Source organism: Flavobacterium sp. GQ95, from assembly GCF_059758655.1.
Genome location: NZ_JCAXEB010000012.1, coordinates 78,134 through 99,923, shown reverse-complemented (window position 1 = coordinate 99,923; position 21,790 = coordinate 78,134). Strand labels below are relative to the sequence as shown.

The following is a 21,790-nucleotide window of genomic DNA, read 5'->3' as shown; positions in this document are numbered from 1 at the left end:
AATTTTTAGGCAGAGTTTCTACTCGCATTTGTATTTCCGAAAAGAGATCTTGTTACGATTTTTTCATAAACTTTAATCAACTCTTCGTTAGTACTTTTATCATTATTCAATTCGTTAATTCTTAATAATGCATATTGTTGTATTGTCAACAATGGCAATACAATACGCTCTCTTATTTGAATTGAAGCTATACCATCAGGATAATTTTCCATTAAGGTTTTATGACCGGCAATTTTTAATAAAAGGCGTTTTGTTTCTGAAAATTCATCGTAAATAATTTGCCAGAATTCACCAAATTCAGGATCATTTCGCATGTATGCTGTTAATGGCAAAAATGATTTTGCCAATGACATCATACTGTTTTCCAACAACGTTTTAAAGAACAATGAATTATGATACAAATCACTTACTTTATCCCATTGACCACTTTCTTCAAAATATCTTAAAGCAGAACCTACTCCAAAAAATCCAGGTACATTTTGTTTTAACTGACTCCAAGAGCCAACAAATGGAATTGCTCTTAAATCAGCAAAATCCAACGATTCTGATTTGCTTCTTTTTGATGGACGGCTTCCGATATTTGTTTTAGAGTAATATTTCAACGTACTCATCTTCTCTAAATAGGGAATGAATTTCGGGTGATTCTTAAAACTTAAGTATTTATCATATCCTAAACCTGCCAATTGCGTCAAAATCTGAGTTTCTTCAACAGTCAATTCATTATCTTCTTTGCTAAAAACCTGATTGGTAACACCAGCACTTAATAAGTTTTCGATGTTATAACGACAAGAATCTAAAGTTCCAAAGTTCGAGCTGATCGTTTGCCCCTGAACCGTAATCTGAATTTCATTGTTTTCAATTTTTGGTCCTAAAGAAGCATAAAATTTATGTGTTTTTCCACCACCACGAGCCGGAGGTCCGCCACGTCCATCAAAGAAAATAGCATGAATGCCATATTTTCTTGAGATTTCAGTCAGCGAAATCTTAGCCTGGTAAATACTCCAGTTTGCCATCAAATAACCACCGTCTTTGGTTCCGTCAGAGAAACCAAGCATAATAGTTTGTTTGTTTCCTCTTGCCTGTAAATGCTTAGAATATTCAGGATTAGTATACAACTGTTCCATAATTTCGTGTGCATTCTGCAAATCGTCAACCGATTCAAAAAGTGGAATAATATCAACAGTTGGGTTTTCCCAGTTATTCAAACGAATCATCGCGAAAGTTTCCATTACGTTTAATGCACTTTCGTTATTACTAATAATATAACGATTGGCACCAAATTCACCATTGCGTTCCTGAATAGTTTTAATTGCTTGTACAGATTCTAATGTTGATCTTGTAATTTCATCATTAAAATCAGCAGGATTCAAATCTCCTTTTACTTTTGATAAAACGTCTAACTTTTCAGTTTCAGACAATTCAAAATAGTTTTCAGGGAATATTTTTGAATCTGAGTTTAAATAATGATTTACTACGTCCTTGAAAACTGCGTCATGAATTTTACTATTCTGACGAATATCTAAAGTTGCAAAATGGAATCCGAACAAATTGATTTTTACTAAAAAAGCTTCCAATTCGTCTAAATATAGCGACTGGTGTTTTTCGATAATAATCGTTCTTATTTTATTTAATTGCGCTAATAATTCTTCTAAAGTGATATAGATTTCACCTTTAGAATAAAAAACCGAACGATAAAGTTTATGTTCAAGTTCGGATACTAAAGTATCTACACCTGAGAAAGTTAACTTCCTTTTCAAGTTTCTCATTTCAACGTAATAACACTTTAAAATAGAAGTACGTAAACGTTCTGCTACTTTCAAAGTAATTTCAGTTGTTACAAAAGGATTTCCGTCACGATCCCCTCCTGGCCAAAAACCAAGTTTGATTAACTGGTTTTTAATAGCACTTCCATGAAGGATGTTTTTCTGCAAATAATGAACAATTTCTCCGGAAGTTGCATAAAACACATTCTCCAAGTACCAGATCAAACTAACCGCCTCGTCATATGGATTTGGCTTTTCATTCTGAATAAAAGGTGTCTTTCCTAATTGCGCCAGTAATTGTTTTATTTTTAGCAAATCATTTAAACGAATAGCATCCGTTAAATCATTTATAATTCCTAAAACTGGCCCAGGGTAAAATTGTGTTGGATGTGCTGTTAGAACAGTTCTGACATTAAAGCTTTCAAGAAACTCAATTAGTTCCTCATTTTTCTCTTTAGCATCTGTTTTTTCTTTGATATCGCGCAAAGATCCACGTCCTTCCATATTATTAACAGCAGGAAAAGCAGCGTCTTCAATAGCATCAAACAATACAATTTGTCGCTCTATATATTGAATAAACCGAAACATTAAATCGATTTTTTCCTTCTCAGAGGCGTTATTTAGGTATTTATTTGAAAAGAAATCAAAAATTTCTTTAGGTGTTTCTTGTTTTCTGAATCCCGTTTCGCATGTTTCTGTAAATAAAGGAAGTAAAACTCCTGTATTATCAATAGAATCAAAGGGTAATGTTATAAAAACACTATTATAAATGTGATATTTTGAGAGAACATCTTGATTAAAACGTTCAATTTTTGGCAACGTGTACATAATCGTGTTGTAGTTGGTTGGTTAATTAGTCATAAAAAAACCCCAAGAATAAACTTGAGGTTATATTTTAATATAGCATTCAAGAAAATATTACATATTTTTAAAAATAGTATGCATCAAACGCTTCTTATCGTTAATACTTTCCTCTAATGAAATCATAGTTTCTGTTCTGTAAACTCCTTCAATATCATCAATCATGAAGATAACTTCTTTCGCGTGTTTAGTGTCTTTTGCTCTAATTTTGCAAAAAATATTAAATTTTCCTGTAGTTACAGAAGCTACAGTAACGAATGGAATTTGATTGATTCGCTCTAATACAAATTTTGTTTGAGATGTATTATTAAGGAATACACCCACATAAGCAATAAATGAATACCCTAATTTGTCGTAATCTAAGGCTAGTGAAGATCCCATTATTATACCGGCGTCTTCCATCTTTTTTACTCTAACATGTACTGTTCCAGCAGATATCAATAGTTTTTTTGCAATGTCAGTAAACGGAACTCTCGTATTGTCTATTAACATATCTAAAATCTGGTGATCTACTTCATCTAAACGAAATTTACTCATAATTCTTTAATTAATATTACTAATTGCTATTACAAAGTATAAAAATATATATAAAAAACAACAAATTCACAAAAAAATTAACTTTTTATCAATCCGTTAACAAATTTAACATTTTTATTTAAATAAAAATCTGCTTTTTCGTTCACTTTCGGAAAATTATTGTGATCATCATAATAATTTGCTCCCTGAGCGTCATATTCATAATGTCCAAAATAATTTTCTAATTCACCTACTTCAGCGATGTAGGCATTAAAGTGAATCTTATTTTCAATCAATTCTTCTTTGTATTGTGCGACAAAATTCGTAATAATTTCGATACCATCATAATTTATTTTGATGTTTTTATACATAAAATCATAAAAAACCACTTTATTTTGTGAAATATTCAAATAATCATTAATTCTGTTATCAACTAAATCGTTTTCGCCAAGCAGTTTAAAACTTGAAATAAGTGAGAAAAATATGAACTTTCGAGTAATTTCACGCTCATAATCATTGGGAAAATGCCCTGCTTCAAATAAAATAGTAGGTACACCCAAAAATTGAAAAGTATCTCCTATACAGTTGATATTGAATGAATCATCAAAACGTCCTACTTGTCCCGGAATATATTTTTGCAGTACATCATTGAGTCCTGCAATTAAATTTATAGCCTTTAATCTGTTTTCATTTATTTCTCTTTCTTCATTATAAGATGGTGCTAAAAACGAAACTGTTGCTGGTTTCCCGGTATCACCTGCGCCAAAAATAGTACGCTGATCATGAAGATTAAAGCAATAATGTGGTTTAATGGTTTCGAAAGCCTCTCTTAGAACCTTACTTTCTGGTTGAGTCAGGTTTTGCGAGTCACGATTTAAGTCAATTTTATTGGCGTTTTCACGGGTATAAAGTGCCGCTCCATCAGGATTTAAAATTGGAATAGCATAAAAAGTAAACGTTTCAAGTAATTTATGGGCAAAATCTGATCCACTGTTTAATACATTAATAAAATCAAAAAGTGCTTTAGTCGTTGTACTCTCATTTCCGTGCATTTGCGACCAAAGGTAAATACGAGTTTTTCCTGTACCAATTTCGTAACTATATATAGGTTTATCTAAAACAGATTTTCCAATAAGTTTTATCTGATTGTTGGTATTCAATTTGTCTAATAAAGGTTGAATATGCTCTAATGTCAGGTATCGTCCTTCTATAGATCGTTCTTTGTGTTGGCTAAATAATTCTTCTAAATTCATTATCTTTTGATTAGTTTACAAAAGTAAACATCTTTATTTTTACAATTGTAAACAATGAAAAAAGAAAGAAATTTATAATTGTAAACAGTTTTTTAAGGTTAAATCCATCCTCTGACAGATTGCCGGTTAACATTTGTTATTAATTCAAATAACAAAACATAAATATTAATATATCAGTAAGTTAGATGTGCTTATCTAAAGCTATATATAGTGGTATCACGCTTTATATTGATGATTTACATCTGTAAAATTGCTTTATTGTATCCTTTTAGTTACATTTGTAAACAAAGATTTTTTAAATAGGAATTTACAATGGTAAACATCGATGATTTTGTAAAACGGCTTGAAATTATATTGGATTATTATAGTTTAAATGCCTCTTCTTTTGCTGATAAAATTGGGGTGCAGCGTTCCAGCATGTCTCACCTACTTTCTGGGAGAAACAAACCTAGCTTAGATTTTGTCATGAAAATTTTAGAAGTTTTCCCAGATGTTGATCTTTATTGGATATTAAATGGAGCAGGAAGTTTTCCTAAAACCGAAAGTCAACCTTTACATTCAAAAGAAGAAATACCTTCAGAAATTGTAAAACCTCCCACTCCTATTTCACCAAATGAAAATTTCACAGGCGGAAATTTATTTTCTCAAATCAATTTTAAAGAAGATGAAAAATCAGAAACAAAAAATTCAGTAGAAGTAAAAAGCTATAATTTAATTTCAGAAGAAGGCGAAATTGAGAAAATTGTCTTTTTTTATAGAAACGGGACATTTAAGGTGTATATCCCGTAATTTAAATTTTCGCGTATTTGAAAATTTTTCAAAATATTTTTGATTTAAGCGATTCTCACGTAATTCGAAAAATAGCTGAAATTTACAATTTAAATCCGTCGTTAGGAATTTTACCTAAAACGCCATCGTAATGTTTTTTCAAAATTTGTAAGTCGGCTTCGTAATCTCCGGTCGGATGAAAAGGTTTTCCTAAATTAACTTCTTTTTTGCCCCAATCAAAAGCAACTGGGATAATTGGCACATTTGCTTTAAGTGCAATATAATAAAATCCACTTTTAATTTCTGTTACTTCTTTACGTGTTCCTTCTGGAGCTACGGCTAAACGAAAAACTTCTTTGCGATCAAAAATTGCAGCAATTGAATCCACTTTGTTCAATCCACCTGAACGATCTAAAGGCTCACCGCCCACACTTCTGAAATAATATCCGAAAGGAAATTTGAATAATTCTTTCTTTCCAACCCAGTTCATTTCTAATCCTGAAATGCCACGGGTAAAAATTCCTAAATAAAAATCATGATTACTTGTATGTGGCATCACCATCATAACGCATTTTTTCACTTCCGCATTTTCAATTCCTCTTATTTTCCAGCCCATTAGCTTAAAAAAGATGAATTTGTACAACTGTTTCTTCATTAAAATTTATTATTTCATGCAAAATAAAAGATTTAAAATGGTATTTTTGAGTAAAAGCTTTACAAATGATCCAAAAAATTTTTAGTTATCTGATTCCAATCAAAATTTTCAAAAAAAAATCAGCAAGAAGTAAAATGATCGAAGTTACCTGGGCAAATGGCGAATTGGTTTTAGATTCTGAAAATACAAATTATTCGTACGGAAGTTTGCAACGTATATTAAGGTACGGATTACGTAATATCGGTTATAAAGCCATTCTTAATATGGATCATATATTATTGTTAGGAGTTGCCGGTGGAAGTGTTGTAAAAACTTTGGTAGACGAAATTGAATACAAAGGTAAAATTACCGGGGTTGAAATTGACTCAGACATCATTCAGATTGCAAATGAATATTTTAATCTCAATCAGATCAAGCAACTTGAAGTTATAATTGACGATGCTTTTGAATTTGTTTTGAAAACCAAACATCAATATAACCTAATTATCATTGATATTTTTGAAGATACCAAAATGCCGAATTTTTTGTTTGAACGATTTTTTAGTGAACGGGTTTGTTCTCTTTTAAAAGATCAGGGATTTGTGCTTTTTAATACCATGATACTCGATGAAGCACATAATGTCAGAAATCGGAAGTATATTGCAGAAATAAATTCTAAACTTTTCTCTTCAAAAATGTTGCCGCGTATTGAAGATCATAATGAACTAATAATAATTGAAAAAGTCGCCTAAATTTCACCTTTTATGAAAACCCTAGTTTCTATTTTAAAAGCCATTCCACCTACTAAAATTATCGATTCCAGCATTGATTTTTCACAATATATTCCTTTAGATTTATCAATAACGAATAAAGAATTAATGGAAAGCAAACCAGAAAATGCTACTGAATTTGAGATTTTTATTTCTAATTATTTAAAAACCAATAATGCCGAAGTAGCCTTTGGAGGTTATATAGAAGGACGGACTTTATATAAAAGGAGTACCATTTTTAAAAATGAATCTATTCCGGAACGTAATATTCATATAGGTCTTGATCTCTGGACAAAAGTTGATACATCTGTATTGGCGGCACTTGACGGAAAAGTACATAGTTTTAAAAATAATATTGGTTTAGGTGATTATGGACCGACAATCATTTTAGAACACGAAATTGAAAAGGAAAAATTTTATACTTTATACGGACATTTATCGTTAGAAAGTATAAAAGACCTAAGCGTTGGGAAGCAATTTAAAAAGGGTGAAAAAATTGCAACTCTTGGAAGTGCAGCTATTAACGGAGATTATGCGCCTCACGTACATTTTCAGATTATACAAAATATTGAAGATTATTGGGGAGATTATCCCGGTGTTTGCAACAGTAATGATTTGAATTTTTACATCGAAAATTGCCCCGACCCTAACTTATTATTAAAAATAACATAAATAGTTATGAAGAAAGCAGGATTGATTATATGTTTGTTGTTGCTAATTGGATGTAAATCTAAAACTATAAACAGGGATACCGAAGATTTAAAAATTAAACCAGTTCCAACCGCTGAAATTAATGCCAATCAGCAGAAAAAAGCATACGATTTGGGCAAGCGGGTTTTGGAAACCTGCAATACGTCAAAATTTAAACCTTTTAACGAAACTGAGGTTACAAAGTCGGTTATGGAAAATACGACAGAAGAACGATTGACGAAAACCTGCCAGCGATTTAGACAATATTACGGAAGTTTTATTGATTTGAAATTAGACGGCGTTTACAGAACTAAACAAGAAGTTATTTACCGCTATCACGCGCTCTACACCAAAAAAGTGGCCAACAAAGAGTTACGTATTTTTGTAAATGAAGACAATTTAGTTTCTGCAATAAAATCAATGGATTGGGATGAAAAATTTGATTCTAAATTAGAAGGACAATAAACTAAAACTATGAAATTTAAAACACCTTTTTTAATCTTACTGTTACTTTCAACTTTTGTAAGTGCTCAGGAAACAATGAGTGTAAAAGGCTCAAAAGCATATCCGGCAACGCAAAATTATACATTTATCTGTGAAAAATATGCTTTTTCTGGAGAAACAAATGTTCAGATTGCCAAAACAGAAAAAGGTGGAATTTTAAAATTATCAATAGCCACCGCCAATGGTGAAGCAAGAATTTCCGGAGGAGTTTATGTTGATCTGGCCAACGGCGACGTTATTGCCTGTGTCGACAAAAATGTAAAAGAAACAGTTGAAGGCAAAACTACATCTTATTACTATTTCACTCCAGCCGAAATGGTTAAGCTTAAAAAAGCTGACATACAAGGTATCAGATTTATTGTAACCGGAAATTCAAAATCTTTTGGAAATCAAACGGGTTATTTTACTGCTGTAAATAAAATAGCTTACTTTTCGACAGCATACGATAAATCAAAAAAAACATTTGATACTGCAACAGCAATTAGTACATTATAAATAAAATATTTAGTATAATTACTCTTATATTTATATTCTAATTTTATTTAAATGAATGCAAACGAAAATTTAATTGCAAAATTCTACACTGCTTTTGCAAATGCCGATGCTAAAACAATGAGTGAATGTTATCACCCAAAAGTGCATTTTATCGACCCTGCTTTTGGCTTACTAAAAGAAGAACAGGTCTCCAAAATGTGGGAAATGTTGATTTTAAAAAGCAAAGGCAATCTTAAAATTGAATTTTCAGATATTAAGGCTGATGAATTTACTGGCTCTGCAAAATGGGTTGCTACTTATAATTTCAGTAAAACAAATCGAAAAGTAATCAACAAAATTTCAGCTGAATTTGTTTTTCAGGATGGCTTGATTATTAAGCATACCGATAATTTTGATGTATGGAAATGGTCTAAACAAGCCTTTGGAGTTACAGGATATCTGTTGGGCTGGACCGGTTTTTTTCAGGCAAAAATCAGAGAACAAGCCTTATTGTCACTTAAAAAATTTCAGTAATCAAAATAATTTTCATAAATTGAAATTTCAAAATTCTGATTAGTCAAAATATATTTCCTCCTTATTTAAATATCTGCCTTATTGAGATTTTATTTTAGTTGCTTGTAATATTGAATTAGTCATTTTTTTAATTTTCAATACTTATGAAAGAAGTCATACATAAAAAATTAAATCAATTACAGGCAACAGCAATTTGCGGAAACGATATTAGTTCTTCCTGTTTGTATGTTTCGGCTTTAACCATTTTGTACGCAGGTCAATATGCCTGGATTTCTTTATTAATCGTTGCTGTCGTTTTATTTTTATTCAGACGAATTTATGGCGAAGTTGTTGGTGCAATTCCATTAAACGGAGGCGCTTACAATGTTTTACTAAACACTTCAACAAAACGCCTCGCCTCTCTCGCTGCTACATTAACGGTTTTATCCTACATGGCAACAGCAGTAATTTCAGCATCTGAAGGAATGCATTATCTGCACGGAATTTTCGAAGGATTAAATGTGACTATTGCTACTGTCATTGTTTTAATATTATTTACCGGACTCGCTATTTTAGGTATTGGAGAATCGGCGTTTGTCGCGGTAATTATTTTCTTAACACATATTGCAACTTTAACTTTACTTGTTTTAGCTTCATTATGGTTTTTGATGCATAATGGTTTAGAAACCTTTCATATCAACTGGCAAACTCCCATTGCCACCGGAAATATAAAAACAGCTCTTTTTCTGGGATTTTCTGCCGCTATGCTTGGAATCTCAGGTTTTGAAAGTTCTGCTAATTTTGTTGAAGAGCAAGAATCTGGAGTTTTTCCAAAAACACTTCGTAACATGTGGGCAATTGTCAGCTTTTTTAATCCCGTAATTGCCATACTATTAATAAGTGTCATTCCACTTACCGAAGTTGGCGAAAACAAAGAATCACTTTTGGCACATCTTGGAGAAACTACCGGTGGATCCTGGCTCGCATGGCTAATTTCTATAGATGCCGTACTAGTTTTATGCGGTGCCGTTTTAACTTCATTTGTGGGTGTTTCGGGATTGTTAAACCGAATGACCTTAGACCGAATTCTACCCAATTTTTTCCTGAAACAAAATAAAAGAGGTTCACATTACAGAATTGTAATTAGCTTTTTAGTGCTTTGTATCTCAGTACTTTTCGCCACAAGCGGACATCTGGAATCGCTGGCTGGAGTTTATACTTTTTCATTTTTGGCCGTAATGGCGTTATTCGGAATCGGGAATTTATTACTAAAATTCAAACGCCGAAAATTGCCAAGACCGGAACGTGCACGTGGAATCGCAGTTGTCACTGCCGTATTTTTTATCATTGCAGCCTTTATCGGAAATATGAAGTTGAACATCAATGCATTTTATACCTTTTTACAGTACATGATTCCGTCGCTAATTTTCATCGCAATAATGCTTAACCGCGTCATGCTGATCAAACTTTTAATCGAAGCATTAGAATATTTCTATCAGCCGCTACGCAGAATGGTAATTGTAAGCAATCGCTATTTACAAAAAATGAGTATTGAAATTAATTCACAGGAATTTGTCTTTTTTACCAAAGGCGATGATATCGCAATACTGAACAAAGTACTGCAATACGTTGAAAACAATGAAACAACTAAAAAACTAAAGATCGTTCACATCAAAAGCGACGGCGCAAACAATGAAGCGCTAAAAAAAGATTTAGAAGTTTTAGATCGTGCTTACGACGATATTGATATCGAATTCCTTGAAATAAAAGGTGTTTTTGGACCTGAAATTATCGACGAACTTTCTGAAAAATGGAAAATTCCAAAAAACTTCATGTTCATAGGTTCACCCGGAAATAAATTCTCCTACCGCGTTTCAGACTTAGGCGGAGTTCGTTTAATCATGTAACTTCTGATTTTTTTCAGGAGCAAATGTATCCGGTTTTTAAAGACGACCAGTCCCGATATCCCTTCCAATCTTTTGTGCCGAACCCCGGCACAAAAGGATTTCCAGTCCTATCGGGGCTATATTAGAAGTTTAGTTTTCAAAAGAAGCAAGAAGAAAGAAACAAGAGGAATGAAACAAGAAACCCAACAGGTTTTATTCCGAAACTTCGAGATAAAACCTGTTGGGTTTATATTTTATCACATCAATTGTCACCAACAGCTTTGCGAACTTTGTGTTTATAAGCAGCTACAATGTAAAAAACCTTTGCGGACTTTGCGGTTAAATTTTTAAGATTTAAACCAGCCAGCAACTAATTCATCTTCAAATGAAGTAGCATTTTTATGAACAAATTCATTTGTTTTGTTATTATAAGAATAATCTAAAGCCCATGTTTCATGGTTTTTAGCCAGGTCTTTAATACTGTCACAAACATAAGCGATTTCTTCATTTGTAGTTGTTGGATGAATTGACATTCTAATCCATCCCGGTTTTTTGATCAAATCTCCAATCGTGATTTCATCAACCAATTTATTTGAAGTTTCCTGATCAACATGCAGTAAAAAGTGACCGTAAGTTCCTGCACAGCTACAGCCTCCTCTGGTCTGGATTCCGAATTTATCATTCAGTAATTTTACACCTAAATTAAAGTGAAGATTTTCTATAAAAAAAGAAACTACTCCTAGACGGTTTTTATGTTGTCCGGCCAGAATTTTAATGTTTTCAACTGGTTCTAATGCATCAAAAACATAATCAACGATTTCATGCTCACGTTGTAAAATGTTCTCTATTCCCATTTCTTCCTTCAACTCAATTGCCAACGCCGTTTTTATAACCTGCAAAAATCCAGGAGTACCTCCATCTTCGCGGTCTTCTATATTGTCAATATATTTATGTTCTCCCCAAGGATTTGTCCAGCTTACTGTTCCACCTCCAGGACAATCCGGAATCATATTATTATATAATTTTTTGCTAAAAATCAAAACACCTGAAGTTCCCGGGCCACCCAAAAATTTGTGTGGTGAAAAGAATATAGCATCCAGATACGCTTCCGGATCTGCAGGATGCATGTCAATTGCTACATAAGGTCCTGAACAGGCAAAATCTACAAAACAAACTCCATTATGCTGGTGCATCAATTTTGCAGCTTCGTGAAATGGAGTTTTCAAACCGGTTACATTTGAACAGGAAGTAATTGAAGCGATTTTAATAGTTCGATCTGCATACTTTTTTAATAATGCAGCTAAATTATCTAAGCAAAAAAGTCCCTTTTCGCATGACGGAATAATTTCAACATCTGCAATGGTCTCCAACCACGAAGTTTGATTCGAGTGATGTTCCATATGCGAAATAAAAACTACAGGTTTCTTTTCAGCTGGCACAGTGATAAAATCTTTCAGGTTTTCAGGAATTTTTAAGCCTAAAATACGTTGAAACTTATTGATTACACCAGTCATACCGGTTCCGTCCGTAATTAAAACATCATCCTGATTCGCATTGGCATGACGCTTAATAATATTTCTGGCATGATGATAGGCTTTTGTCATGGCAGTACCTGACACAGTAGTTTCAGTATGAGTATTCGCTACAAAAGGTCCGAAATCATTCAGAAGTTTCTCTTCAATTGGTCGATATAACCTTCCGCTGGCGGTCCAATCGGTATAAATAATCTGTTTTTTACCGTATGGAGATTTAAATTCCTGATTAATTCCAACGATATTTTTACGAAAATCCTGAAAATAAGTCTCTAAAGTGATGGTATTATTTTTGCTATCCATTAGTGTGCCTGAGTTTGATGCAAATATAATGGGTTTTTTATAAAATTGCGAATTTATCAATTGTAAACTTCAAATATTCAAGAACTGATTAGTTTATTTAACTAAAATGCGATTTTTTTAGCAAATTATCATAATATTCTATCGGATTAATAGGGCAATAGAAACTTAAACGAGACTATTCTATGAAGAATTTATCAGTAGCCACTTTTGGTGGTGGATGTTTTTGGTGTATTGAAGCTGTAATTCAGCGTTTAAACGGTGTACGGGCTTTGAAATCAGGCTATTCCGGAGGTTTTATTAAAAACCCTCCTTATCGTGAAGTTTGTACTGGCAGAACGGGTCATGCTGAAGTCATACAAATCACTTTTAATCCTGACATTATTTCATATCACGATTTAATTTTTATCTTTATGACAAGCCATGATCCAACAACACTCAATCGACAAGGAGCTGATATAGGAACACAGTATCGTTCAATCATTTTATATCATGATGCAGAACAAAAAGCTATTTCAGAACAGGTTTTTGAAGAAGTAAAACCATTTTATGAGGATCTAATTGTAACCGAACTTACTGCTTTTGAGGTATTTTATGAAGCGGAAGAAGATCATCAAAACTATTACAATAACAATCAGGATGCGCGTTATTGCCAAATCGTGATTGATCCAAAAGTACAAAAATTGAAAAAAATGTACGCAGACAGATTAGTGAACTAATTTAAAAGTTTTTGCCACAGATTACACAGATTAAATAGATTTTTTTATTCTGGGGGTCGTTAAATCATCAGAATAATCTTTATAATCCTTTAATCTGTGACAGAAAAAATAATAATTTCAATGAAAAATTTAAAAATAAATAATCGATTTACAGCTGAATTACCTGCAGATCCTGATGAAACCAATGAAATTCGACAGGTTAAAAACACGCTGTTTTCCTATGTAAATCCGACAACACCCTCTAATCCAACTTTAATTCATGCTTCCGAAGAAGTAGGTGAAATGGTCGGAATAACAAAGGAAGAAATTCAGTCCGAATCATTTTTGAATGCTTTTTCAGGAAAAGAGATTTTGCCTGAGACTCGCCCGTATGCTATGTGTTATGCAGGACATCAATTTGGAAATTGGGCTGGACAATTGGGTGATGGCCGTGCTATTAATTTAACCGAGGTTGAACACAATAACAAGTTTTTCACCTTACAATTAAAAGGTGCTGGAAAAACTCCCTATTCAAGAACTGCAGATGGTTTGGCTGTTTTACGCTCTTCAATACGTGAATATTTATGTGCTGAAGCGATGCATTATTTGGGAGTTCCTACTACCCGATCACTTTCATTAATGTTATCCGGAGATCAGGTATTGAGAGATGTTTTATATAACGGAAATCCTGCTTACGAAAAAGGAGCAATCGTTTGTCGCGTAGCGCCATCTTTTATTCGTTTTGGAAGTTTTGAAATGCTTACTGCACGAAATGAACTGAAAAATCTAAAAGAGTTTGTTGAGTACACGATCAAACATTATTTCCCGGAAATAAAAGGCGAACCAAAAGAGCAATATTTACAATTCTTTAAAACCGTTGCAGAAACAACACGAAAAATGATTGTAGATTGGCAACGTGTTGGTTTTGTTCATGGCGTTATGAATACTGATAATATGTCGATTCACGGATTAACGATTGATTACGGCCCATATGGATGGTTGGAAAACTACGATCCGAATTGGACTCCAAATACTACAGACTCACAAAATAGAAGATATCGTTTTGGGAATCAGCCTCAGGTGGCACAGTGGAATTTGTATCAATTAGCCAACGCTCTTTATCCGTTAATTAACGAAGCAGAACCTTTAGAAAAGATATTAGAATCCTTTATAAATGATTTCGAATCAGAGTATAAAACAATGTTTTTAAGTAAATTAGGATTATTTACTTCAACTGAAACTGACAGTAAACTAATTGCAGGCTTAGAAACTGTTTTACAATTATCTGAAACAGATATGACGATCTTTTTTAGAAATTTAAGCAAGATTACGAAGGGAGATTCTGTTGAAAATGCAATTAAAACAATTCAGGATTCTTTTTATTTACCGGAAGAAATTAAAGGAGATATCTTAGATTCCTGGAAGAAATGGTTTACTGTTTATCTTCAAAGATTAAATCAGGAAGAGCTTTCAGATACGGATCGTACAGAAAAAATGAATCAAGTTAATCCGAAATATGTATTGCGAAATTATATGGCGCAATTGGCAATTGATGACGCAGATAAAGGAGATTATGCTGCAATAAATGAGCTGTATTTACTACTACAAAAACCATACGATGAACAAGCGGAATCTGAAAAATGGTTTGCAAAACGACCAGATTGGGCACGCTCAAAAGTAGGTTGTTCTATGCTTTCCTGTAGTTCTTAAAGTTTTCTGCCACAAATTACACTAATTTTCACTAATTTAAAATTTGGACAATTCAGTTTTGTGCATAATCCAATTAGTGAAAATTAGTGTAATTTGTGGCAAACTTTTTTTATTTGGATGTAATATAATCCACAATCATACTAGAGTGAACGCGGGAGTTTTCTATAAACCATTTATGCGTTTGCATTCCGCCACAAACTACTCCGGCCAAAAATAAGCCTTTAACATTGGTTTCCATTGTTTCCGGATTGTAGGTTGGTATTTTTAATTCATCATCCGATAATTGAATTCCCGTTTTTTCGAGAAAAGTAAAATCTGGTTTATAACCGGTTAAGGCTAAAACAAAGTCATTTTCAATGGTTACTTTTCCATTCGTTGTTTGAATTTCGACTTCATTTTCCCTAATATCAGTAATATTCGATTCAAAATAAGCCGTAATACTTCCTTCAGCGATTCGGTTTTCAATATCGGGTTTTACCCAATATTTTACTCTGTTATTGATTTCGTTTTTACGAATAACCATAGTAACGTTTGCACCTTTTCTCCAGCATTCCAATGCAGCATCAACAGAAGAATTATTAGCTCCAACAATCAAAACATTTCTGAAAGCATATTCATGTGCCTCCTTATAATAATGACGCACTTTTGATAACTCCTCACCTTTTACGCTCATTTCTATCGGAATATCATAAAAGCCTGTTGCGATAACTACGTTTTTAGCTTCGTATGATTTTTTATCTGAAGTGATTTTGAAGAGTTTATTTTCCAGTTTTTGAACACTAATCACTCTTTCAAACAAATGGATCGAAAAATTAAAATAGCGATGAATATTTCGATAATATTCAAGTGCTTCCTGACGGCCTGGCTTTGGTGCCAGACAATTAAAAGGAATATCTCCAATCTCTAATCTTTCTGCAGTAGAGAAAAAGGTCATATACAACGGATAATTAAAAATACTATTTACAATCGCGCCTTTTTCTATAATTAAATATCGTAAATTTTTCTTTTGGGCTTCAATTGCACAAGCCAATCCAATCGGACCGCCTCCCACAATTATCAAATCATATTCTGTCATAAATTATTATTTTTCCCAGGTCTTAAAAGGATTTTTGCTCAAATAGGCATTGTAATATCGTTCATCGTTTGTTACTTCTTCTCCCAGCCAGTCCGGTTTTTCAAAAGAATCTGTTTCTGATTGTAATTCAATTTCAGCCATTATCAAACCTTCATTTTCACCATAAAATTCATCTACTTCAAAAACATGTTTTCCTGATTGTATTTCATACCGTGTTTTCTCTATTTTTCCCTTTTCGCATAATTTTAGCAATTCCTGCGCTTCATCCAACGGAATTTCATTTTCCCATTCAAATCGGGACATACCACCGTGATGACCAATTCCCTTAATAGTAAGAAAGCCTTTTTTTCCTTTAATTCGAACACGCACAGTTCGCTCTGGAAGCGAACTTAAATAACCTTGCGCAATTTGATTTTGAGCAAAAGCCTGTTCCTTAAAATCACTAGACTTTACAAGAAACTTTCTTTCAATTTCTATCATTTTAGTATTGTAATTAATTTTTAATGCAAGTTACTCATTTTAATTCAGTCCTGAAATTGAGATCACATAATGTCTATAAGAATCTCAAAACATAACTGCTTAAAAATTAAATCAATAACATTAAATTAACTGATTATTAATACATTCTGTATTTATTTTTTTGTTAATTTGATAGAGCATTCAGTCTTATTCCCATCAGGCAATAATTAATATTCAATTAAAAATATACTGTTATGGATATCTCTAGTATCTTAATCCCCATCTTAACGGGAGTAGTTTTTGGAATTTTAGGCTATTTTTTAGGAAAGAAATCAGCATCAAATATAGATCATTCACTTGCCTCCTCTCTACAATCAGAGTTAGATGCCTGCAAAAAACATACAAAAAGTTTGACTACCCGAATCTCATCGTTGGAAGCTGATTTAGCACAAAAGAAAACAAAATCTGTTAAAAAGAAATCTATTGTAACTAATTCAACACCGACATTTTTATTTGATGCAGGAATAGCCAAAACAGTTTTTGGCAAAAAAATAAAAGAAAATGATCTGAAAATCGTTGAAGGAATTGGACCGAAAATAGAAGGTTTATTTAATGCAGCCGGAATCACAACATGGAAAGATTTGTCTGAAGCACCAACTGAAAAATTGCAAGCGATATTAGACGGCGGCGGAGAGAATTATGCGATACATAATCCCAGCACTTGGGGCAAGCAGGCTTTGCTGGCTTATGAAGGTAAATGGGAAGAACTTAAAGCCTGGAAAGCCGGATTGCGCGGAGGGAAAGAGTGAAGAAAAGAGGTTCAAAGGTTCATAGAGACAAAGGTTTTTCTTCCGTCTCTTTACTTAAATCTTGTTTTTCTTAACTGAATTAGGTTAGTTTTTTTATGCTTCTATCAAAAAATGCAGCATCCCAGTTTTTTGTTTTGTTGTACCACAATTGTCCTTTTGAAACTTCTAGGGGGCAATCAAAATTATTGGTGTAAAGTGCTCCTGTTCCTAAGCCTTGGGGCATTTTTGAATTTAGTGTAAAGGTCCATTGCGAGATTGCATTAAGTCCGATATTACTTTCTAAAGCCGATGTAATCCACCAACCGATATTATATTTATTGGCCAGATCAATCCATTCCTGCGTTCCTCTAAAACCGCCAACAAAACTTGGTTTTAGGATAATGTATTGTGGTTTAATTTTCTGTAATAAGTTTTCTTTTTCTTCGAATGAAAATACGCCAATTAATTCTTCATCTAATGCAATAGGAAAAGGTGTTGTTTTACACAAATCTGCCATAGCCTGAATATTCCCTTTCTTAATAGGCTGCTCGATACTATGTAACTGAAATGCTTTTAATTGATTTAATTTATCTAAAGCTTCATTTAAAGCAAAAGCGCCGTTGGCATCTACCCTGATTTCGATTTGTTCTGCAGAAAAATGGCTTCTTATAAATTGTAATAATTCGAGTTCTTTTTGGAAATCGATCGCTCCAATTTTTAATTTTATACAATCAAAACCTTGTGACAATTTCTCTTCTATTTGCTCTTTCATGAAAGAAGCTTCTCCCATCCAAACCAAACCATTTATAATAATTGATTGAGAATTATTGGTAAAATTAGAAGGAAATAAAAGATAAGGATTTTCGCTTTTCAATGATAAAAAAGCCATTTCGATTCCGAATTGTATAGAGGGAAATTCTAACAAAGCTTCCCAAAGTGCAGTTTCTCGCAAATGAATATTCTGGCAGGCCCAATTGAGTTTTTCTTCATAATCATCCCGATCATCAACACTTAAACCACGTAAAATACCACACTCTCCTATTCCTTTTTTGCCGTTTTCCTCAAGAACAATAAACCAGGTTTCTTTTTCGGTCATAACCCCTCGCGACGTCCCGGAAGGACGTTTAAACTCAAGCATGTATTTATGATATGTCGCTCTCATGATTTGATTTTTTCACCATATAAGTGATGTAAGGTATTTAAGTTTTGCTTAATCTAAGTTTACTAAGGAAATATTAGTGAGCTATCTATCATTTAGCACATTATAAACAAGCTTATATGATCTCTGATCATAATGTCACAATAAACTTAAAGATAGCGCAATTCCATTTAAATCAACTTATAATCACTTATATGGTGGAAAAAAAAATTTAATTATAAAGCTTTAGTACTTTTTCGAAGTCTTTTGATGGTAATCCGGCTTTTTGAAAAATTTCAAAGTCTTTTTTTGTTTTGTCTTTCCAGCTTAGGCTGTCTGTTACATTTTGAGTTTGGTATTTTTTATAGATTACTTTTGCTTCACTGTAATCGTCACTAACCAAATAAACATGAGCTAAATTTAGTTTAACTAATAATTCGGTATCATCTAGTTTTTCGCCTTCTTTAAGGAACTTTATCGCTTTTGCATATTGTTTAGTCAAAATATAGCAGTAACCAATGGAACCATAATCAATCGCTGTTGCTTTACCGTCATTAATGATGGTGTTTAATTTTTGAATTGCTTCGTTGTATTTTTGAAGCTTTATTAAAGTCGAAGCCTGAACTCTCAAATCATTATAAACGTTTTTAGAGATATCAGCATCTTTGTAACAAGCATTCCCAAAATCTTTATAGACTTTGTTTTTTTCGATTGGCAATAACTTTTGAAATTCTGAGTAACGATATTGTTTTATAATTTTATCCAAAATACAAACGCAAAAATCATCAGAATTCGCCATTTTTTGAGCCATTGTTGATGTCTTGCATAAACTAATAATTTCGTTTTTGTTATCCTGATTCCAACCACGGTTTAATTTAGTGTCAACCCAAGGCACAACTTCCAAAACAATCTTTTGATTCAAAAGCCAGTTTTTACTGTGAAAACCAAACCAAATTGTACTGATGTCTTGTCCTAAACAAGAAGATTTGTCTAGTGACAATCTTTTCGCATCTTTACTTACTTCATCCACTTGTGCATAACAGGCTTTGTCTGTTTTTCCGTCATCAATGTATTTTTTTGCATTTTCCTCTGAAGTAAAGAGAGCATAACTACAGTTGTCGTCACCAGAAATTTTTGACATTAGAAAAACAGCTCCGGCAGAACCCTGACTGATTCCGGTTGGGTCTGGAATTGCTTTTAATACCGAAACCAAACTATTTGCCATTTGCTGGTTTTCGTCTAATAGTGTAATTCGGTATACAATTTCTGTGGTTCCAACAGGAAGGTCTTCTGTTTTTAAAGTGATTCGGTCACGGGCAGAAACGATAATTTCTTTAGTTGTGGCGCGCTCTTTGTCCCAATAACCGTCTTTTTGAGCAAAAGAACTGTATGAAACTGTAATTAAAAAGAATAGGGCAATTTTTTTTAAATTCATATTTCTTGTAATAAGTTTTTAAGTAGGAATTCACGAATATTCTATAATAAAACTAATTTTTAAACATCAGATTGTCATTTCTCCTCAGTCGAAATGACACAAATTATGCCAAATATTTCTTTTGAAACCAAGTGTCCTAGCCCCGATAGAGCCGGTATCCTTTTTTGAAGCGATTTTTTATCGTTTCAAAAAAGATATAGCCGAAAGCGGGAATAGCTCCTTATCCTTCTCCCGAAATTTCGGGACGCTCAGGATGACATGTGTAAACTTAATTAATTACAATTCAATAGATTCTCCGATTTCTAAAAGCATTAAATCTTTTCCTTTATCGAAAAATTTACGAATTGATTCTTCGTGATTGATTTCGATATAACCAAAAGTATCAAAATGATAACCCAGGATTTTATCACATTCTATAAAATCAGACGCAATGATAGCATCTTCAACATCCATGGTAAAATTGCTTCCAATTGGAAGAATGGCTAAATCTAATTTGGTACGCATTGGAATCAGTTTCATATCCATTGTAAGAGCCGTATCACCAGCAATGTAGATATTTTTGTGTTCGCCTTCGATTACAAAACCTCCTGGATTTCCACCGTAACTTCCGTCTGGAAAAGAACTTGAGTGAATGGCGTTCACATATTTTACTATTCCAAAATCGAATTTCCAGCTTCCGCCGTGATTCATCGGGTGTGCATTATGGCCTAATTTGGCATAATAACTGGTTATTTCTGCATTAGAAACGATTACTGCATTGGTGCGATTTGCAATAGCTTCAACGTCTAAAACGTGGTCGCCGTGTGCATGTGTCAACAAAATGTAGTCCGCTTTTAATGTGTTTATATCGATTGCCGAAGCTTGTGGATTTCCTGTAATAAAAGGATCAACAAGAATATGTTTTCCTCCAACTTCAATACCTAAAGATGCGTGTCCGTAGAATGTAATTTTCATTTTTATAGAAATTTAAAGTTGAACTTTATTTTATCTTCCACCAAGAAATAAATTAACAAAAATGTCTGAAATCAATGAAATCATACAAACTGTTAATAATAAAGAAAGCAAGAAGGTACTTAACGCCAGTTTTTTTAATTCAGGATCTAAAAGTTTAGGATCATGATTTTTATAAACTGTAATTAAATGTTTAGTTAAAGGAATGTAAGCCAATAAAAATAAATATTGATCGAAGCGATAATCACTTAAAATAGCAAAAATAACTACCAAAAGCATCGCTGTAATGATTAATGAAAAATGATAAATTTTAGCTTTTGCACCACCAATTTGCACTACGATAGTATTTTTTCCTGATTTTCTGTCTGATTCTTCATCACGCATATTGTTCAGGTTTAAAACGCCAACACTTAATAATCCGATAGAAATTGCCGGTAAAACTAAAAGAGGATCAACTTCTTTTGAATATAAAAAGTTAACACCCAAAGTACTTACTAATCCGAAGAAAACGAAAACAAAAGCATCTCCAAAACCCCTGTATCCATAAGCTGAATTTCCTACTGTATAACGAATTGCAGAAACAATTGCTGCAATTCCTAACAATAAAAAGAAAATTGAATAACCAAAGTTACTTTCTCCAAAAGCAAAATAAATCAAAATGATCGCTGACAATAGAGTCAACGCAGCCGTAATGATTATCGCTTTTTTCATAGCCTGAGGCGTAATCACTCCACTCTGAATAGCACGTTGCGGCCCTACTCGATCAGCATTATCAGTACCTTTTACACCATCTCCATAATCATTTGCAAAATTGGATAAAACCTGTAAACCAAGCGTGGTTAAAAGTGCAAAACCAAAAATTTTCCAACTGAATACTTCTGTTGGTGTATTAATGGTTGCAGTTGGGTTTGATAAGGCGTATATACTTCCTACTATAATTCCGGAAACTGATAAAGGCAATGTGCGCAGTCTGGCGGCTTCAATCCAATGTTTCATTCTGTTTTGTTTAGTTTTAAATTTTGTTTCAGGTTCTTTAAGAGTTTTCAGTCGCAGTCTCTGTAAACAGTTAAAT

The 21,790-nt window shown here is 33.0% G+C and carries 21 protein-coding genes; 10 read left to right on the top strand and 11 right to left on the bottom strand.

Going from position 1 to position 21,790, the window contains the following annotated elements:
• Window positions 1–5 precede the first annotated feature (5 nt).
• From AC6CH4_RS20670 to AC6CH4_RS20660, 3 genes are all read right to left on the bottom strand, one after another.
• A complete protein-coding gene (locus tag AC6CH4_RS20670) occupies window positions 6–2,591 on the bottom strand; it encodes a phosphoenolpyruvate carboxylase (RefSeq protein WP_498106327.1) in 2,586 nt (861 codons plus the stop codon).
• A 90-nt stretch (window positions 2,592–2,681) separates the two neighbouring features.
• A complete protein-coding gene (locus AC6CH4_RS20665; RefSeq protein ID WP_007805990.1) occupies window positions 2,682–3,161 on the bottom strand; it encodes an Lrp/AsnC family transcriptional regulator in 480 nt (159 codons plus the stop codon).
• Between the two features lie 77 nt (window positions 3,162–3,238).
• Window positions 3,239–4,393 (bottom strand): M14 family metallopeptidase, encoded by a 1,155-nt coding sequence (locus AC6CH4_RS20660; RefSeq protein ID WP_498106325.1) that lies wholly within the window; start codon window positions 4,391–4,393, stop codon window positions 3,239–3,241.
• 312 nt (window positions 4,394–4,705) lie between these two features.
• Here AC6CH4_RS20660 and AC6CH4_RS20655 point away from each other — a divergent pair, with 312 nt between their 5' ends.
• Window positions 4,706–5,182, top strand: coding sequence for a helix-turn-helix domain-containing protein (locus tag AC6CH4_RS20655; RefSeq protein ID WP_498106323.1), 477 nt, complete (start codon window positions 4,706–4,708; stop codon window positions 5,180–5,182).
• A gap of 82 nt (window positions 5,183–5,264) precedes the next feature.
• Here the strand turns inward: AC6CH4_RS20655 and AC6CH4_RS20650 are convergent, their stop codons facing one another.
• The gene (locus AC6CH4_RS20650) at window positions 5,265–5,816 is read right to left on the bottom strand and encodes a 1-acyl-sn-glycerol-3-phosphate acyltransferase (protein ID WP_498106321.1); all 552 of its coding nucleotides are present in this window, start codon (window positions 5,814–5,816) and stop codon (window positions 5,265–5,267) included.
• 65 nt (window positions 5,817–5,881) lie between these two features.
• Here AC6CH4_RS20650 and AC6CH4_RS20645 point away from each other — a divergent pair, with 65 nt between their 5' ends.
• The 6 genes from AC6CH4_RS20645 to AC6CH4_RS20620 all read left to right on the top strand — a co-directional run bounded on the left by AC6CH4_RS20645 (window position 5,882) and on the right by AC6CH4_RS20620 (window position 10,653).
• A complete protein-coding gene (locus tag AC6CH4_RS20645) occupies window positions 5,882–6,547 on the top strand; it encodes a spermidine synthase (protein WP_498106319.1) in 666 nt (221 codons plus the stop codon).
• 12 nt (window positions 6,548–6,559) lie between these two features.
• On the top strand, window positions 6,560–7,237 hold the full coding sequence (locus AC6CH4_RS20640; RefSeq protein WP_498106317.1) for a peptidoglycan DD-metalloendopeptidase family protein: 678 nt from the start codon (window positions 6,560–6,562) through the stop codon (window positions 7,235–7,237).
• Between the two features lie 6 nt (window positions 7,238–7,243).
• Window positions 7,244–7,720, top strand: a complete 477-nt coding sequence (locus AC6CH4_RS20635) for a hypothetical protein (RefSeq protein ID WP_498106315.1) — start codon at window positions 7,244–7,246, stop codon at window positions 7,718–7,720.
• A gap of 9 nt (window positions 7,721–7,729) precedes the next feature.
• On the top strand, window positions 7,730–8,254 hold the full coding sequence (locus AC6CH4_RS20630; RefSeq protein ID WP_498106313.1) for a hypothetical protein: 525 nt from the start codon (window positions 7,730–7,732) through the stop codon (window positions 8,252–8,254).
• Window positions 8,255–8,305: 51 nt separating this feature from the next.
• Window positions 8,306–8,767 (top strand): nuclear transport factor 2 family protein, encoded by a 462-nt coding sequence (locus AC6CH4_RS20625; RefSeq protein WP_498106311.1) that lies wholly within the window; start codon window positions 8,306–8,308, stop codon window positions 8,765–8,767.
• 143 nt (window positions 8,768–8,910) lie between these two features.
• Window positions 8,911–10,653: an APC family permease gene (locus AC6CH4_RS20620; protein ID WP_498106309.1), complete on the top strand. Its 1,743-nt coding sequence runs from the start codon at window positions 8,911–8,913 to the stop codon at window positions 10,651–10,653.
• A gap of 326 nt (window positions 10,654–10,979) precedes the next feature.
• Here AC6CH4_RS20620 and AC6CH4_RS20615 read toward each other — a convergent pair whose 3' ends face one another.
• Window positions 10,980–12,467, bottom strand: a complete 1,488-nt coding sequence (locus tag AC6CH4_RS20615) for an aminotransferase class V-fold PLP-dependent enzyme (RefSeq protein WP_498106307.1) — start codon at window positions 12,465–12,467, stop codon at window positions 10,980–10,982.
• 182 nt (window positions 12,468–12,649) lie between these two features.
• Between AC6CH4_RS20615 and msrA the strand changes: the two genes are divergently transcribed.
• Window positions 12,650–13,183: a peptide-methionine (S)-S-oxide reductase MsrA gene (gene msrA / locus AC6CH4_RS20610; RefSeq protein WP_498106305.1), complete on the top strand. Its 534-nt coding sequence runs from the start codon at window positions 12,650–12,652 to the stop codon at window positions 13,181–13,183.
• Between the two features lie 120 nt (window positions 13,184–13,303).
• Window positions 13,304–14,872, top strand: a complete 1,569-nt coding sequence (locus tag AC6CH4_RS20605) for a protein adenylyltransferase SelO (protein ID WP_498106303.1) — start codon at window positions 13,304–13,306, stop codon at window positions 14,870–14,872.
• 109 nt (window positions 14,873–14,981) lie between these two features.
• On the opposite strand, the gene AC6CH4_RS20600 is transcribed toward AC6CH4_RS20605, so the two are convergent.
• Complete coding sequence (locus AC6CH4_RS20600; protein ID WP_498106301.1) at window positions 14,982–15,947, bottom strand: YpdA family putative bacillithiol disulfide reductase; 966 nt, start codon at window positions 15,945–15,947, stop codon at window positions 14,982–14,984.
• Between the two features lie 6 nt (window positions 15,948–15,953).
• On the bottom strand, window positions 15,954–16,427 hold the full coding sequence (locus AC6CH4_RS20595; protein ID WP_498106299.1) for a CYTH domain-containing protein: 474 nt from the start codon (window positions 16,425–16,427) through the stop codon (window positions 15,954–15,956).
• A 233-nt stretch (window positions 16,428–16,660) separates the two neighbouring features.
• Here AC6CH4_RS20595 and AC6CH4_RS20590 point away from each other — a divergent pair, with 233 nt between their 5' ends.
• Entirely contained in the window at window positions 16,661–17,215 is a 555-nt protein-coding gene (locus AC6CH4_RS20590; protein WP_498106297.1) for a hypothetical protein, read from the top strand.
• Window positions 17,216–17,294: 79 nt separating this feature from the next.
• Here the strand turns inward: AC6CH4_RS20590 and AC6CH4_RS20585 are convergent, their stop codons facing one another.
• The 4 genes from AC6CH4_RS20585 to menA form a co-directional block, all read right to left on the bottom strand.
• Entirely contained in the window at window positions 17,295–18,356 is a 1,062-nt protein-coding gene (locus tag AC6CH4_RS20585) for an o-succinylbenzoate synthase (RefSeq protein WP_498106295.1), read from the bottom strand.
• A gap of 208 nt (window positions 18,357–18,564) precedes the next feature.
• Complete coding sequence (locus AC6CH4_RS20580; RefSeq protein WP_498106293.1) at window positions 18,565–19,767, bottom strand: tetratricopeptide repeat protein; 1,203 nt, start codon at window positions 19,765–19,767, stop codon at window positions 18,565–18,567.
• 276 nt (window positions 19,768–20,043) lie between these two features.
• Window positions 20,044–20,721, bottom strand: coding sequence for a metal-dependent hydrolase (locus tag AC6CH4_RS20575; RefSeq protein ID WP_498106291.1), 678 nt, complete (start codon window positions 20,719–20,721; stop codon window positions 20,044–20,046).
• 30 nt (window positions 20,722–20,751) lie between these two features.
• Window positions 20,752–21,714: a 1,4-dihydroxy-2-naphthoate octaprenyltransferase gene (menA, locus tag AC6CH4_RS20570; RefSeq protein WP_498106289.1), complete on the bottom strand. Its 963-nt coding sequence runs from the start codon at window positions 21,712–21,714 to the stop codon at window positions 20,752–20,754.
• Window positions 21,715–21,790 lie beyond the last annotated feature (76 nt).

What these genes read in the sequence shown, in the direction of transcription:
- AC6CH4_RS20650 (WP_498106321.1), bottom strand. Translation starts at nt 5,816, where the DNA reads ATGAAGAAACAGTTGTACAAATTCATCTTTTTTAAGCTAATGGGCTGG.
- AC6CH4_RS20580 (WP_498106293.1), bottom strand. Translation starts at nt 19,767, where the DNA reads ATGAATTTAAAAAAAATTGCCCTATTCTTTTTAATTACAGTTTCATAC.
- AC6CH4_RS20670 (WP_498106327.1), bottom strand. Translation starts at nt 2,591, where the DNA reads ATGTACACGTTGCCAAAAATTGAACGTTTTAATCAAGATGTTCTCTCA.
- AC6CH4_RS20595 (WP_498106299.1), bottom strand. Translation starts at nt 16,427, where the DNA reads ATGATAGAAATTGAAAGAAAGTTTCTTGTAAAGTCTAGTGATTTTAAG.
- AC6CH4_RS20585 (WP_498106295.1), bottom strand. Translation starts at nt 18,356, where the DNA reads ATGAGAGCGACATATCATAAATACATGCTTGAGTTTAAACGTCCTTCC.
- AC6CH4_RS20605 (WP_498106303.1), top strand. Translation starts at nt 13,304, where the DNA reads ATGAAAAATTTAAAAATAAATAATCGATTTACAGCTGAATTACCTGCA.
- AC6CH4_RS20590 (WP_498106297.1), top strand. Translation starts at nt 16,661, where the DNA reads ATGGATATCTCTAGTATCTTAATCCCCATCTTAACGGGAGTAGTTTTT.
- AC6CH4_RS20660 (WP_498106325.1), bottom strand. Translation starts at nt 4,393, where the DNA reads ATGAATTTAGAAGAATTATTTAGCCAACACAAAGAACGATCTATAGAA.
- AC6CH4_RS20655 (WP_498106323.1), top strand. Translation starts at nt 4,706, where the DNA reads ATGGTAAACATCGATGATTTTGTAAAACGGCTTGAAATTATATTGGAT.
- AC6CH4_RS20665 (WP_007805990.1), bottom strand. Translation starts at nt 3,161, where the DNA reads ATGAGTAAATTTCGTTTAGATGAAGTAGATCACCAGATTTTAGATATG.
- AC6CH4_RS20630 (WP_498106313.1), top strand. Translation starts at nt 7,730, where the DNA reads ATGAAATTTAAAACACCTTTTTTAATCTTACTGTTACTTTCAACTTTT.
- AC6CH4_RS20575 (WP_498106291.1), bottom strand. Translation starts at nt 20,721, where the DNA reads ATGAAAATTACATTCTACGGACACGCATCTTTAGGTATTGAAGTTGGA.
- msrA (WP_498106305.1), top strand. Translation starts at nt 12,650, where the DNA reads ATGAAGAATTTATCAGTAGCCACTTTTGGTGGTGGATGTTTTTGGTGT.
- menA (WP_498106289.1), bottom strand. Translation starts at nt 21,714, where the DNA reads ATGAAACATTGGATTGAAGCCGCCAGACTGCGCACATTGCCTTTATCA.
- AC6CH4_RS20600 (WP_498106301.1), bottom strand. Translation starts at nt 15,947, where the DNA reads ATGACAGAATATGATTTGATAATTGTGGGAGGCGGTCCGATTGGATTG.
- AC6CH4_RS20620 (WP_498106309.1), top strand. Translation starts at nt 8,911, where the DNA reads ATGAAAGAAGTCATACATAAAAAATTAAATCAATTACAGGCAACAGCA.
- AC6CH4_RS20640 (WP_498106317.1), top strand. Translation starts at nt 6,560, where the DNA reads ATGAAAACCCTAGTTTCTATTTTAAAAGCCATTCCACCTACTAAAATT.
- AC6CH4_RS20625 (WP_498106311.1), top strand. Translation starts at nt 8,306, where the DNA reads ATGAATGCAAACGAAAATTTAATTGCAAAATTCTACACTGCTTTTGCA.
- AC6CH4_RS20645 (WP_498106319.1), top strand. Translation starts at nt 5,882, where the DNA reads ATGATCCAAAAAATTTTTAGTTATCTGATTCCAATCAAAATTTTCAAA.
- AC6CH4_RS20615 (WP_498106307.1), bottom strand. Translation starts at nt 12,467, where the DNA reads ATGGATAGCAAAAATAATACCATCACTTTAGAGACTTATTTTCAGGAT.
- AC6CH4_RS20635 (WP_498106315.1), top strand. Translation starts at nt 7,244, where the DNA reads ATGAAGAAAGCAGGATTGATTATATGTTTGTTGTTGCTAATTGGATGT.